This window comes from Sphingomonas sanguinis, from assembly GCF_001476905.1.
GTDB classification, from domain to species: Bacteria; Pseudomonadota; Alphaproteobacteria; order Sphingomonadales; family Sphingomonadaceae; genus Sphingomonas; species Sphingomonas sanguinis_B.
Genome location: NZ_LDTE01000111.1, coordinates 14546 through 28868 on the forward strand (window position 1 = coordinate 14546; position 14323 = coordinate 28868).

At 64.0% G+C, this 14323-nt stretch carries 9 protein-coding genes; 2 read left to right on the top strand and 7 right to left on the bottom strand.

From position 1 onward, the window contains the following. Positions 1 to 242: 242 nt before the first annotated feature. From SB4_RS15455 to SB4_RS15485, 6 genes are all read right to left on the bottom strand, one after another. Complete coding sequence (locus SB4_RS15455; RefSeq protein ID WP_241488644.1) at positions 243 to 1856, bottom strand: Fic family protein; 1614 nt, start codon at positions 1854 to 1856, stop codon at positions 243 to 245. Between the two features lie 66 nt (positions 1857 to 1922). Then, positions 1923 to 2849 (bottom strand): DUF2493 domain-containing protein, encoded by a 927-nt coding sequence (locus SB4_RS15460; protein ID WP_058753287.1) that lies wholly within the window; start codon positions 2847 to 2849, stop codon positions 1923 to 1925. A gap of 317 nt (positions 2850 to 3166) precedes the next feature. Further along, entirely contained in the window at positions 3167 to 4234 is a 1068-nt protein-coding gene (locus SB4_RS15465; protein ID WP_193753846.1) for a DUF7146 domain-containing protein, read from the bottom strand. After that, positions 4234 to 8526 (bottom strand): bifunctional class I SAM-dependent methyltransferase/DEAD/DEAH box helicase, encoded by a 4293-nt coding sequence (locus SB4_RS15470; protein ID WP_082670225.1) that lies wholly within the window; start codon positions 8524 to 8526, stop codon positions 4234 to 4236. The genes SB4_RS15465 and SB4_RS15470 overlap by 1 nt, the downstream gene beginning before the upstream one ends. A gap of 160 nt (positions 8527 to 8686) precedes the next feature. Next, positions 8687 to 11215, bottom strand: coding sequence for a DUF6117 family protein (locus SB4_RS15480; protein WP_275044990.1), 2529 nt, complete (start codon positions 11213 to 11215; stop codon positions 8687 to 8689). A gap of 214 nt (positions 11216 to 11429) precedes the next feature. Next, positions 11430 to 12623, bottom strand: a complete 1194-nt coding sequence (locus tag SB4_RS15485; protein WP_058753291.1) for a hypothetical protein — start codon at positions 12621 to 12623, stop codon at positions 11430 to 11432. 621 nt (positions 12624 to 13244) lie between these two features. Between SB4_RS15485 and SB4_RS15490 the strand changes: the two genes are divergently transcribed. Next, the gene (locus SB4_RS15490) at positions 13245 to 13577 is read left to right on the top strand and encodes a type II toxin-antitoxin system PrlF family antitoxin (RefSeq protein ID WP_058753292.1); all 333 of its coding nucleotides are present in this window, start codon (positions 13245 to 13247) and stop codon (positions 13575 to 13577) included. A gap of 2 nt (positions 13578 to 13579) precedes the next feature. Continuing rightward, positions 13580 to 14074, top strand: coding sequence for a type II toxin-antitoxin system YhaV family toxin (locus SB4_RS15495; protein WP_058753293.1), 495 nt, complete (start codon positions 13580 to 13582; stop codon positions 14072 to 14074). Between the two features lies 1 nt (position 14075). Here SB4_RS15495 and SB4_RS20205 read toward each other — a convergent pair. After that, a partial coding sequence (locus SB4_RS20205) for a hypothetical protein (protein WP_206598018.1) occupies positions 14076 to 14323 on the bottom strand: 248 nt, incomplete at its 5' end.

A 14323-nucleotide genomic window follows, 5' to 3' on the forward strand; every position in this document is an offset into this window, starting at 1 on the left:
AGCCGAATGGCGGAAACACGGCGCAGGCGTGACTCCGGCGCAGCCGAAAGCGCGGCCCATAGGGCAACGCCTCCCCCCAAGCTTATGCGGCCAATTCCGATGAAATTATTGCGACGCGCGTACTTCCAGCTTTTCCTGCCGCAGCCGCTAGGGTCAGGACATCACCGTTGATTGGGGCAAGCCCTGGACGCACACGCGCCGGGACCTACGTCGTTATGGTGCGCATACCGAACGTCGCGGCATTATAGCGGCAGCGAAAGGCCCGAATAGATCGCTTCGATCCGTTCGACTTCCTCGTCCGTGAGCGAGGAGAATTCTTTGGCGCGGGCGCGTTTGGAGAAAAGGCCGTCATTTTGGCGCAGGAACCGGAAGAGAAGGTCCAACAGGCGATCGGGCATGTCGATCATCCGCTGCACATCGCCCTTGAACGTGTCGTAGGCGCGCAGATACGCGGTTTCGGCGGGCAAATCGACATCGATGGTGCGAGCGACGCACTCGAAGAGAAACTCCGCGTGTGGGGTCGCGTCGAAAAAGCGGTAGAAGTCGGCGGTATCGTTGAGCACTTCGACATTACCGCGGTCTGTGGGCCGCCAGCGGACCTGCGGCAGGAGACGACGCGAATAGCTTTCGAGCACGGCGCGATAGGCATCGATACGGTCGAGGATGACCGCGGAGACTGGAAAGACGAGGCCTGGCGGGTTAAATCCGCGCGTCGCGAGGACATGATGGATCAGATAGCGGTGCAGGCGGCCGTTTCCGTCCTCGAAGGGATGGACATAAACGAAGCCAAAGGCGAGGATCGCGGCAGCGAGAACCGGATCGAGCTGGCGGGCGGCGGTGCGATCGAACGCGGCCAGTCCTTCGACGAGCGAGGGCAGATCCTGATGCCGGGCGCTGATGTGGTCGGGGATCGGCGTACCCGCCAGGCGATCGTGTTCGCCGACGAAGCCCCCCTCCTCCCGCAGCCCGAGATGAACGAAGCGCGCATCGCCAATGACGATGCGCTGCAATCGCTCCAACTCAGCGCGGTCCACCAGGCGGCGACCAGCCTCGCCGATCGCCTGGCCCCAGCGCTGGATGCGATCGTGCGGCGGGTGCTCACCTTCGATCTGGAAGCTGGAGCGCGAATCCTTGAGGAGTAGAAAAGCCGCGGTCCGGGCAAGTAGGTCGGCTGGAACCTCGGCGATCATCCGTCTGGCTTCCTCGCCTAGGTTCCGCGCGACGAAGGCGTCGAGCGCGGGCGTGCGAAAAATCAGCGGGCAGAAGGCGGATGTGCCAGGTAGGTTGTTCTTGACGCGATGGCGCGTCGAATTCGTCCCATCCGTTGCCCATTGGCGCTTTGGATCGACGACCTGGGCGTAGCTGCCCTGCGTCGCGTCGGGCAGATCGAGTCTTTCGTCGAGGAGCCATTCATAGAGAAACCACAGTCGCCGGGCATAGGCGCCCGTCGGCGCCGCTCGCACGAGAGCGGAGACAGGTTCGGGACCCGTGCCCCGGAACAAGGCCTTCAGGACGGCGAGATCGAGCCCTTCATACCGAAGGGCGAACGTAAGATGTCCGGCAAGGTCGTCTTTGGGCTGGTGGCGCGGCGTGTAGACGTCCCAGCCTTCGGCCTGGTAGACTTTGTGGCGCGGGCCGATGGCAGCCAACGTGATCGGCATCGGCACGGCGAGGTCATAGGCATCGATCAGGGCAGCGTAACCGACGGGAACAGCGGCTTCGGGCATCCCACGCCCGTGAAAAACCGTGACTTCCCCTGGAAACGCCTTTCTTTGCCCATGCTCCATGAAATTCGATACCCGGTCCCGAAAATTGACTTTCGGCCGGAGCATTCCATGAAAATCGATACCATTCAATGAATTTCGATTACGCAAAGATCCCTTTCATGAATTTCGATTGAAGCCGATATGAAAGGGCGGCGCTTACGCGTCGCCCGTCTTGAACCGATAGACGGGGATACCGAGCTTGCGGGCCTTGTCGGCGAGGTTGTCCTGAATGCCCGTACCGGGGAAGATGATGACGCCGATCGGCAGGACGTTCAGCATGGCGTCTTTGCGTTTGAACGGGGCGGCCTTGGCGTGTTTCGTCCAGTCGGGCTTGAAGGCGACCTGCGGCACTTTCCGGTGGTCGGCCCAGCGGGCGGCGACCTTCTCGGCGCCCTTGGGCGAACCGCCATGCAGCAGCACCATGTCGGGGTGCTTGGCGTGAATCTGATCGAGCTTGGCCCAGATTGGCTTGTGGTCTGCGACGTCGCCGCCGGAGAAGGCGATCTTCGGCCCTGATGGCAGCATCACCTCGGTCTCGGCGCGACGTTTGGCGGCGAGGAAATCGCGACTGTCGATCATCGCCGCGGTGAGGTTGCGATGGTTGACCATTGAGCCGGTCCGCGGGCGCCAACTGGAGCCGGTCTGGCGGTGATAATGTTCGGCGGCCTGATCGCGCATCAGTTCGAAGGCGTCGCGGCGCTCCAGCAAGGTCTGACCCTCGGCGGTCAGGCGCTCCAACTCGACCGATTTCACCTCGCTGCCATCCTGTTCGCGCTGAAGGCGGCGCTGGCCCTGCTCATTGTCGTCCAGCTCGCGTTCGATGCGGTCGGTGGCGCGGTGGAAGAGATTGACCGTCGACCAGAGGAGATCGTCGAGGTCGGGTTCGAGGCGGGTGTCTTCGAGCGTGGAGATCAGGGCGTCGAAGATGTCGGCGATAGCGCCGGCGACGCGGTTGCCTTCCGGGAGTGGGCGCGGGTCCGGTTCGTCCTCGAAGGGGCGGTGGCCGTAGAGCTGAAGTTCCTGGAGGATATGGTCGGTGGGTGAGGATTCGTGGTGGGGTTCGTAATCGTCATGCGCGCTCATGGGATGCTCCGTCGGTGGACCGCGACCGTCGCGGCCTTCATGGCGACGAAGCCCATGGGCGGGACGGGCCTGCACCCGGTGCGCGAGCACCGGGCCGAAGCGAGAGCGGAGGATGGCGAAGCCCGGCTATTTTGCTTCGCGATGCAAAGTGCGACAGACGGGGTCCCCACGCGGCCTGGCGCGTGGGGTGGCAGAGCACGGCGGAAAATAGCCGGGCGCAGCCATTGCCTGCCCGGCCCGACTATGGGCCGATCGCCCTCTCGAAGGCCAAGGCGCGGTCCTCTCCCGGCGTTGGAGCATCCGGGTGGGCATGACGATCACCCCGCCATTGTGCTCTCTTTCGCCGTTGCCACCAGAGCCATGAAGCGGGCAACATCCAGGGGGGCGAGCTGGACCCGGAGCATAGCGCGGAGCGCGTCCGTGCCGAAGTGACCGAGATCCTCGTTGAAGTCCTTGAGCCTCGGTGTGAGCACGATCGCCTCGATCCCGGCCACGTCTGCCCGTTCGACCAGGCTCTTTCGCGCGCCATTGCCCGCGGAATCGTTGTCGCGGACGATATAGAGCCGTCGCAGCGTCTCGGGGAACAGAATGGCTGCGAGGTGGGCGGCGGACAGCCCGGCCGCCATCGCCATCCCTGGGATCGCCTGCCGCGCCGACAGGATGGTCTCGATCCCTTCGCCCGCCGCCATCACATCGCCGGGGATGCCGAAGCGGACCGCGTTGCCGAGGAGATCGCCCATCGCCTTGCGCTGGGTGTCGATCGGCGCCTTCCCCGAACCGTCAGGGGCGAGCCAGGTCCGATGCGCCCCGGTGATCCGGCCGGAGAGATCGGTGACGGCGGCGATCATCGCAGGCCATTGCTCCGTCGGGCCATGATCATCGGGCCGATAATAGCAGCGCGGGTGGAAATGCAGGTTTGCGGTTCCGTGCAAATCCGTGATGGCGCGTCCGTGCAGATACGTTTCCACGAGCGACTTGCCGATCGGTCTGCACATGGCGACGAGCCGCCGTGCCGCCTCGGCGGAGCCTGACGGCGCTGGTGTGCTGGCGTACAGCTTCGGTGTCGGCTCCGGTTCGGGATGCGGCAGACTGAGGAAACGACGCGCTTCCTTGGCGGCATCGGCGAAATCGATCAGGCCCAGGCTCTCGCGGATCACATCGAGCAGATCGCCATGCTCCCCGCTCTGCGCGTCGGTCCATTTGCCCGCCGGACCTTTGACAGTATCCTTGAGCCGGACATACATCGAGCGGCCCGGCGCGTTGCGCACATCGCCGACCTGCCAGTAGTTGCCCTGGCGGCGGCCGTTCGACAGATATTCGCGGCACACTGCCTCGGCCTGCCGGCCGAGACGTTGCGCCAGATCGGAAGCATCGTCACGGGCCATCATGCGGCCTCCCGTTCGGCGATGCGCAAGGTGGCGAGGAGCTTTTCGAGCACCGCCACGCCATTCGCATCGACGGGCACGAAGAAGCGCAGCTTCCACGAGATGATCTCGGTGAACAGGCCGTAGGAGCGCAGGCGCTCACGCATCGCCTCGGTGAAGCCGGTCAGCTCGATCCGGTTGGCGCCCATGACGCGGACACGGCGGAGCTGGAGACCATCAGCGAGGTCGAGGATGGTACGGCCGTCGAGGAGCGCTCGATGCGCGTCCTCGGCGGAAAGGGTCGCCGTGCCGGTCGATGCAGCGTTGGCGGCCCAGGCCGGAGAGACACGGCAACCGATGATGCGCTCGCCATCGTCGGTCTGGAGCCGATAGACCCGCGTCGATTCGTTCGGCAGCCGTTTCCACACCGGCAGGAGCAGTCCGGCGACGATGTGGATGGTGGTATCCTCGAACTCCGGCACTTCGGCGCATTCGCGGTTCCAGACGGCGGCGAAGGTCTCGCGGGCGGTCTCTTCCCAATGGCTGTCGGCCATCATCTTCAACGAAGCGTGGGAATGCTCCATCGGCCGGATCAGCCGGACGCGGCGCTCGATCTCGCCATCGTCGAGCATCAGCGAGGGGGCTGGCACGCGCACGGCCGCGCGGCCCGACTTGGCGTTGACCATCAGCCTGCCGCCGTCGCTATCGGCATAGGCCAGCGCGTCCGCCAGCGTCATCGGCCGGTTGCGGCGCTTCTCGGTGATGGTCAGCAGACGGGTCTCCGCGCCGGTCCCCGGGTGGGTGTAGATCACCTTGCGGTCGGTGACGACGAAGCTCTCCGCCGTCAGAGTCTCCAGCCCGACATCATAGACGCCGCTGGCAATCGCCCCCTGCACCTTGGCGTCGAGCAATTGCTCGAAGGCGGTGAAGAGAATGCCCTGCAATTCGATGGTCAGCGCCAGCAGGCGGTTGAGGAAGGTCGTGATCGGCGGCAGGTCGTCCTTGATGCCATTGTCGTCCACCAGCTTGAGGCCGGTGGCGGACTGGAAGCGATCCAGTGAGCATCCCTCGATCTTGCCCCGCACGATCAGGAGGTAGAGCTGGCGCAGCGCGTCGCGGGCGTAAGGCGATTCCAGATTGTCCTCGGGCCGGAACAGGCCTTGGCCGCCGGTCTGGCGCTGGCCGCGCGTGATCGCGCCCAGCGTATCGAGCCGCCGGGCGATGGTGGAGAGGAAGCGCTTCTCCGCCTTCACGTCGGTCGCGATCGGGCGGAAGAGTGGCGGCTGCGCCTGGTTGGTCCGATTTGTGCGGCCGAGCCCCTGGATGGCGGCATCGGCCTTCCAGCCCGGTTCGAGGAGATAATGGACGCGCAGCCGCTGGTTCTTCGCTGACAGTTCCGCGTGATAGCTCCGGCCCGTGCCGCCGGCGTCGGAGAAGACGAGGATGCGCTTGAGGTCATCCATGAAGGCGGCGGTCTCGGCGAGATTGGCCGAGGGCGCGCGGTTCTCCACGGCGAAGCGGTCGCCCTTGCGGACGATGCGCCGTGACCGTCCCGTCACCTCGGCCACCATGTCGGTGCCGAAGCGCTGGACGATCTGGTCGAGCGCGCCGGGGACCGGGGGAAGCGATGCCAGATGCTCGATCAGCTCGTCGCGGCGCGCAACAGCTTCCCGGCTCTCGACCGGCTGGCCCTCGCGATAGACGGGCCGCGACGACATATTGCCTTCGCCGTCAGTGTACGGCTCATAGAGCTGGACCGGGAAGGAGTGGGCCAGATAGTCGAGGACATATTCGCGCGGTGTGATGTCGACGCGGATATCGTTCCATTCCTCGGTCGGGATTTCGGCCAGCCTGCGTTCCATCAACGCCTCGCCGGTAGAGACGATCTGCACGACGGCGGCATGGCCCGCCTCGAGATCCGCCTCGATCGAGCGGATCAGGGTCGGTGTCTTCATGCTGGTCAGGAGATGGCCGAAGAAGCGCTGCTTGGCGCTTTCGAAGGCCGAGCGCGCAGCGGACTTGGCCTGACGGTTCAGCGTGCCGTTTGAACCCGTGATGTTGGCAGCCTGCATCGCGGCATCCAGATGGTTGTGGATGATGGCGAACGCCCCGGCATAGGCGTCGTAGATGTGGCGCTGTTCGTCTGTCAGCGCATGTTCGACCAGCTCGTACTCCACACCGTCATAGGACAGCGAACGGGCGGTATAGAGGCCGAGCGCACGCAGATCGCGGGCCAGAACCTCCATCGCCGCGACACCGCCATCCTCGATCGCCTCGACGAATTCGGCGCGCGTAGCGAAGGGGAAGTCCTCCCCGCCCCAGAGCCCAAGCCGCTGGGCATAGGCAAGATTGTGGACGGTCGTCGCGCCGGTCGCCGAGACATAGACGATGCGCGCGTTTGGCAAGGCATGCTGGAGGCGAAGCCCGGCACGTCCCTGCTGCGAGGCGGCGACGTCGCCGCGCTCACCCTTGCCGCCCGCGGCATTCTGCATGGCATGGCTCTCGTCGAAAATGATCGCTCCGTCGAAATCGGAGCCCAACCAATCGACGATCTGGCGCACGCGGGAAACCTTCTCACCACGCTCGTCGGAGCGTAGCGTGGCATAGGTTGCGAATAGGACGCCTTCGGTCAGCACGATCGGCTTGCCTTGCGGAAAGCGCGACAGCGGCGTGACCAGCAGGCGCTCCATGCCGAGCGCCGACCAGTCGCGCTGTGCATCCTCGATCAGCTTGTCGGATTTCGAGATCCAGACCGCCTTGCGCCGCCCTTGCAGCCAATTGTCGAGGATGATCCCGGCCGACTGGCGGCCCTTGCCTGCACCCGTGCCGTCGCCGAGCATGAAGCCCCGGCGGAAGCGCACCGCGTTCGGAGCGTCGGCGGGGGCTGCCTGGACGAGGTCGAAAGTGGGATCGACTGTCCATGACCCTGCGAGATAATCGCCATGGGCCTCGCCTGCATAGATGACGGTCTCAAGCTGGGCGTCCGAGAGCAGTGCGCGGATATTATCGGGGAGCGTCGGACGATAGCTCGGCTTCGGCGGCGCGACCGAAGCCATCGCGGCCGACTGGACCAGCTTGGTCGGATGCGCCTGAGAGCCGGGAATACGGATCGACTGCAATCCGTATTCTTCATAAATCGCTTCTGTGAGTTGCCCGTTTTCCGGTGCCGACCAGTCCACCGTCTCATAAGCGAGTTCGACGCCCTCGGGATCGGCAGCGGCGGCGGCCGGGCGCGAGACAACCGAACGAGCGAGATAGCCGCGCACGGACTTCGGTGCCGTAGCGGCCGCTCGAACCTGGGCAGGCAGCGTTACGGGTGGACGGGGCGGAACCTGGGCCTCGATCCAGCCGAGCAACGTTGCAGCATCCGGCGCCAAGCCCGGCGAGGTCGGGAATACGGTCGGATCGTCGGCGGGCTGCTTGTCGATGACGGCCAGCCGTGTCGGAAAGCTGGTGCCGTGCTTGTAGTAGACCGCGCCTGCGATCGCAGCGGAGAAGACGACACGGCCGCGCGCCTGCAGGGCAGTGAACGCATCGCGCCAGTCCGGCAGGTCCGGGCCGACATTGGCGCCGGTGATGGCGATCAGGCGACCGCCGGGCGCGAGCCGGTTCAGCGCCGAGGCGATATGGCGGAATCCCGCATCCTGCACGCGACCGGCGACATGCGCCATCGCCGAGAAGGGCGGATTCATCAGCACGACGGACGGGACGGACGAAGCCTCCAGATGATCGTCGATCTGCGCGGCGTCGAACCGGGTGACGGCGATAGAAGGAAAGAGGGAGGCGAGAAGATCGGCGCGGGTGTCGGCCAGTTCGTTGAGGATCAGCGACCCGCCCGCTATCTGCGCGAGGATGGCCAAAAGGCCGGTGCCTGCCGAGGGTTCGAGAACCCGATCGTCCGGTCCGATCGCGGCGGCGGTCAGCGCGGCCAGGCCGAGCGGCAGCGGCGTCGAGAATTGCTGGAGCGCCTGAGACTCCTCGGACCGCCGGGTGTGGGTCGGCATCAGGCCGGCGATCTTCGTCAGCACGGACAACCGTGCAGCCGGAGATGCGGATTTGCGGAAGAGCGCTTTTCCGTATTTTCGCAGGAACAGGACGGTGGCGACTTCGCACGCCTCGTAAGCCGTCTTCCAGTCCCAGGTCCCCGACGCATCGGATGCACCAAAGACAGCTTCCAGCGCGGAGCGCAGGATCGCAGCATCAATGGGCTCGCCGCGTTCGAGGGAGGGCATAAGGTGGTTTGCAGCGGAGAGAATGCCCGTTGAGGGGGCAAGCGAGCGCGGCGCGGCCGACGCGGGGGACAGCATGTTCATGGGATCAGACCTCGGGAGAGCGGAAGGGACAAAGCCCGCGCGACGCTCTCTCTCGACCGCCCGGACTCAATCCCGTTCCGGCACCCCTCTCCCTCTGACCGTCCTGACATGACAAAAGCGCCCGACCGTGAGGTGGGCGCTTTCGTGGTCAATGATCTTTCTACCGCCCGTCAGGCTGGATGAAGCCGCCGGGATCGGCAGGATCAGGCGGCAAATAGGCGTCGTAGGGATTGCCGTCCGCCAGATGGCCGAACGGAACAAAGACATAGTCGCCGCTGTCGCGGCCAACAGCGCAGATGACGTAGCGAGAAACGTGGTCTGCAGCGTCGAGGCATTCCATGAGGGCCAGATTGCCGTCGGCGGCCGCGCGCAGCAGCGTCTGGAAGTTGGTGCGGGCGTAATCGGGGATGCTCATCACAGTCTCCTGAAACGAGAGAGCCCGGCCTGCGCGGCGTCGCCACGCAATCTCTGAAACTTGGGCTGGGCTAAGGATGACGGAAAGGAATGGCGCCGGCGGGGATAACTGGAATGCTCCCCGCCGGGCCTGGTCATTCAGCGGCCAGCAGGGCTTGCTCGTCCTCCTCGATCGGCTCCTCGTCCTCCCCATCGTCAGAGAGGAAGGCAGGGAGTGCCGCGTCGCCGGCATCCTGACCGGCATGACCGCCGACCGCCCCCCGTCAGCATCGGCCGGGCGCAGCGCTTCGGGCAACCATCCGCTATCGACCAGCAGACGCTCCGCCTCCTTTGCCATGTCCCCCTTCTTCATATGGTCGATGAGCTGGGCCGCCCGCTCGCCCGCGCCCTCACGCACCGCCTCGACGATGCGCGCCTTGGTGACGCGGCCGAGATAGTTGCCGACGGTTGGTCGCCAACCGACGGCCACCATGTCGAGGCCGGTGGCGCGTGCCAGCCGCTCGGCCTGAGCCATGCGGACCTCAAGCCCATGCGCGCTGACGCCAGAGCCGCTATAGGGATTGGGCCGCTCGTAGAGCGCATTGATCCCGAAGCTGACGCAATGGGCGAGCAGTTCCATGCGGCTGTCATTGTCGAGCGCGGTCAGCCAATCCCACAGTGCATCGTCATCGGAAGGGACATGATCGCCCAAGCGCTCGTGCCGGTCATCGACGGACTTCGCCGATGCGCTCTCATTTAGATCGTCTGCCTGCACCGGGAGGTGGACCCGCCGGACATTGGCCTCCAGTACGCCGGTCGCCGAGCGGTGCAGGAAGGTATCCGAGAAGAGCTTGTGCAGCAGCGCCGTCATGGCGACATGCGGATGGCTGGCGACGGCATCGCGCAGCGCCAGCGTGCGGTGCGCGGTCAGCTCGGTGACGAGGCGTTCGGGAAGCGGCTTGATACCGTCGTCATCGTCCTCATCCACTGTCTCACGTTGGCCACCGAGGGTGATGACGGCATGCTGGATGGCGGGCTCGCGGATCTCGCCGGTGTCGGGATCGACGTCTTCATCTGCCCCTTCACCGTCGCCTGCCGCTTCCACCGGCAATTCGTCCTCAGGTCGGACATAGCCGCGATCGATCCTGAGTGCGCCGTTCGCGTCGATCGTGACGAAGACGCCGGCAATGGCGATCTCCGCCGGATCGTAGATGACTGGGCGATCGTCGAGTTGCTCGATCGCCGTCTCGATCTCGCCGAGGCGTTGATCGACCGCATCCGGCAGGTCGTCTCCGCCCTGATACTCGGCGACGAGGGCGTCGAGTTCAGCCTCCAGCGCGTCGCGGGTCGCGCGTTCCTCGTCGCTCATGTCAAGAACGTCGCGCGTGACTCGACGCAGACCGTGGGTGATGCCGTAGGGGATTTCGACGGCCGCATCGACCCACTTCCACCCCTCATTCGCCACCTCGTCAGCGATGATCTTCAGCTTCTCGGCCACCAGCCGGTCCAGCAAGCCGACATCCTGCAGCCAGCCGCCATTGTCGCTCTCGAAGAGATCGCGCAGGACGACGCCACCTGCAGCCTCATACGCATCGACGCCAACGAAGACGGCGCGCTTGTCAGCTACGTGGACGGTCTTCTCGGTCAGCGCGCGCCGGATATGCCATGGCTCGTTCTGCCAGCTATTGCGGACGGCCTCCCAGACTTGTTCCTGGCGGGCATGATCCTGCGAGACGGTGAAGGCCATGAGCTGCTTCAGCTCCATGCCGTCCTCCGCGAAGGCGTCCAGCAGCACGGGGGAGACGGATGCGAGTTTGAGGCGCTGCTTCACGACATTGACGTCGATCAGGAAAGCGGCAGCGATAGCCTCCTCGCTCATGCCCTTGTCGCGCATTGCCTGGAAGGCGCGGAACTGGTCGAGGGGATGTTGAGGAACACGCTCGTCATTCTCGGCGAAGGAGATTTCCTCCATCAGGATGCCACTTGCCGCGTCGCTGACGACGCACGGGACGGTCGAGGTCTTGTTCAGGCGCTTGCTCTTCACCAGCAGTTCGAGCGCGCGGAAGCGGCGCCCGCCGGCCGGCACCTCGAACATGCCGGTCTCGACGCCCTCGGCATCCAGCACCGCCCGGACGTGCAGCGACTGGATCAGGCCGCGTCGGGCGATGGACTCGGCCAGGTCCTCGATCGAGACCCCAGCCTTGATACGCCGGACGTTCGACTGGCTCAGCACCAGCTTGTTGAAAGGGATGTCGCGCGAGGACGACAGGGTGATCTTCTGAACGGCACTTGCCATGGTCTTTACTCCGCGACGGGCAGCCGGGAGCCTCTCTCTCGACCTTCAACCCGTCACGAAGCGAAGCGCCGCCCTCTCACTCTTGGAGGGCAGCGCCACGGGGACGCCCAGGCGGAAACTTCGGCGGGGGGCGCCCCTCCCAATCTGCGGATGATTGACTCCCGATCAGCCGGAGCCGGAGACACGGAAATCCGCATGTCCGGCTCCGTGTAGATCACGCTGCGCGATCGAGCAGCTTCTTCGCCTTGGCCTCCATGTCGAGGCGGGCATCCTGATGTGGCTTGTCCCGCGCGACGGCGGTGATGCCTTGCACGAAATCGAAGATAGATTCCGGCGGCTTGCCTTCCTCGGCCAGTACCGTGTCGATGATCCTGCCGGTCTCGGCCTTGGAGAAACCACGGCGCCGGAGGAAGTCGGTGCGATCCTCGTCGGTGCGAGCGACGATCCGCTGGCGCGCGGCCTTTATACCGTTGACGAATGGGGCCGGAGACGAATTGGCGAAGTTCAGGAGTGCCGGGGCCGCCTCATGGGCGAAGCGGGAGGCGGCATATTTGCTGTGCCGGATGCTGATCTCCTCGAAATCCTCGACACCCCACAAATTGCGATTCTGGCAGACCGCGCGGAGGTAGAAGCTGGCCATGCCGAGCGTCTTCGCCCCCACTTCCGAGTTCCAGCAATAGAAGCCGCGGAAGAAGAGATCGGGCGATCCATCGGGCAGCCTGCCGGCCTCGATCGGGTTCAGATCATCGACGAGAAACAGAAACACGTCACGGTCGCTGGCATAGAGCGTCGTCCTGTCCTTAGTGATGTCGAGGCGCGGGTTATAGATGCCCGTCGACCAGTCGAGCACGCCTGGCACCTTCCAGCGGGTATCCCCCGTGCCGTTGCCGGCGATGCGCTGCACCGCCTCGACCAGTTCATAATCGTAGATACGGCCATAGTCGGGGCCGGTGACAGCGCGCAACTCGACGCGGCCGTCGTCGGTTTCTAGCGTCTTGATCTGCTCGGCCCGGTTCGAGGTCAGGCCATATTGCAGGTTGATCCCGGCGAGCGCCGCGGGGAGATTGCGCAGATAGGCGGCGGGCGCGCCGACCTGGGCGGCCAGCTGACCGAAGCTCCAGTGTGTCGGCGCGACAGGGGCTTCGGCACCCGGCAGGATCAGCGACAGCCGTTCAGGGTTGGTGCGGTTCGCCTCGACATGGATCAGCGCCGTTTCGACGAGACGGGTTCGGCTGCGCTCGGCGCGGCCGCGTACCGCATCGGCCAGCTCGCCAAGCGACAGGAACCGCTCGTCATTGGGACGCGAGAACCATTCGGACGAGACGCGACCGATGTTCTGGCCGCGGCTGACATCGACCTTGTAACCGCCGCTGGCGTCACGGCGGGCTTCGAGCACCTGCATGTTCATGGGACATCTCCACGACGGGCACCGGGAGCCTCTCTCTCGACCTCAACCCGTCACGGAAACTCCCCCAGCCCTCTCACTCTCAGGGAGCTTGCTGGGTTTCTCCGCCAGCCAAAGGGCGGAGAGACCGCGGCTCGAGTGTAGCAAAGTCGCTCCCCTTTACGGTTCTTGATCACCGCATGTTGAAAACATCGCTGCCGACAATCAAAATCGTCAGATATGACGATTTATCCCGGCCAATACGTCATTTCTGAACGATCGATATGCGGAGGCTCAATTAAGACTTCTTGCCTTAAGCATACTGCTATTGAAATCGCAAAGCAGCCGCTCGAAAAACGATCAGACAACGTCCCTCATTGCGCGGCACCCTACCTTCACCACCTCCAACTTAAAACCGCGGCCGAACTTTCGTCGTTGCATTCATATCCTCCGCTTCCAAAAGCTCCTTCTCAGTGCTCGCGTAACCGGCAGCAGCTCACAAAGGGCAAGTCAGAGAATGCCGGGGGCATGGACAGAGCTTGGGATAGTAGAGCCAGCAACGCCGCCTTCATCGCGCCAACTTGCCACTTGACAAAGTAAGGATATTTCCTTACTTTGTCCCAGCATCATGTTAGGAGCCGATCCATGGCCGCATTGTTGAAAGAAGAAAGCACCATCACGGCAAAGGGCCAGACCACGGTCCCCAAGGCCGTCCGGCAGGCCTTAGGCGTAGACTATGGCGGACGCATCGCGTTTGTCGTTGATGACGCGCGCCGCGTCTATGTCGAAAGGGCGGAGGAAGAGATGAGCGATCCGGTTGTCGATAGCTTCCTGACATTCCTCGCGCACGATATGACCAAGCATCCCGGCACCTCTGTCGTCCCGCTACCCGCTACGTTGCGCGATCGGATGGCGGCGCTGGTTGGCGATATCGATGTTGACCTCGATGCCGATATCGACGGGACCGTCGCGCTCTAGTCATGTTAACGATCAACGGCTGGACCATCCTTGCGCATCCCCTTTTTCTCGGTCAGTTGGAAAAGCTGACCGAGACCGTAGAGTTGCTGAAAGCAAAAAAGCCCGAAGAATACCGAAAAAACGCAAACACCAAGCTTCTGGCCGCATTGAACAAGCTCGTTTTCGAGACGGTTCTGGCAGACCCGACAGCGACCGCCTACCGGCAAGGCTCAACCCTGGGCGATGATTACAAGCACTGGTTCCGCGCGAAATTCGGAAACGGCCGCTTTCGCCTGTTCTTCCGCTATGATTCGAATGCCAAAGTCATCATCTTCGCGTGGGTCAACGACGAGACAACGCTGCGGACCTATGGCGCGAAAACCGATGCCTACAAGGTCTTCAAAGGAATGCTGCAAGACGGCAATTCACCAGACGATTGGGCCGCACTGCGCAAGGCGGCTTCCGATGCCGAAGCGGTCGAAAGGCTCGACACCGCCTCGCCCGCGAAGCCCTCGTGATCTACCCAGTTATATTTTCCATCTTTCCTCGATTTACAAGGCGATACAAAAGCAGAGTCCTGGCAATGCAAAACGGAATTGGAATACGAGGAAATGATGCGTCAATGGGCGGTCGTTTCCATTCGCCATCGTCCGCTTCGACACTCTGCCGTTCGCCAGACACCGCCAGAGCAGGCCTATTGCCGCCGATTACTCGCCCATGAATCCAGTTGTTTACGGCGTCCGCAAGGTAAATTCTGTTGGGCATGA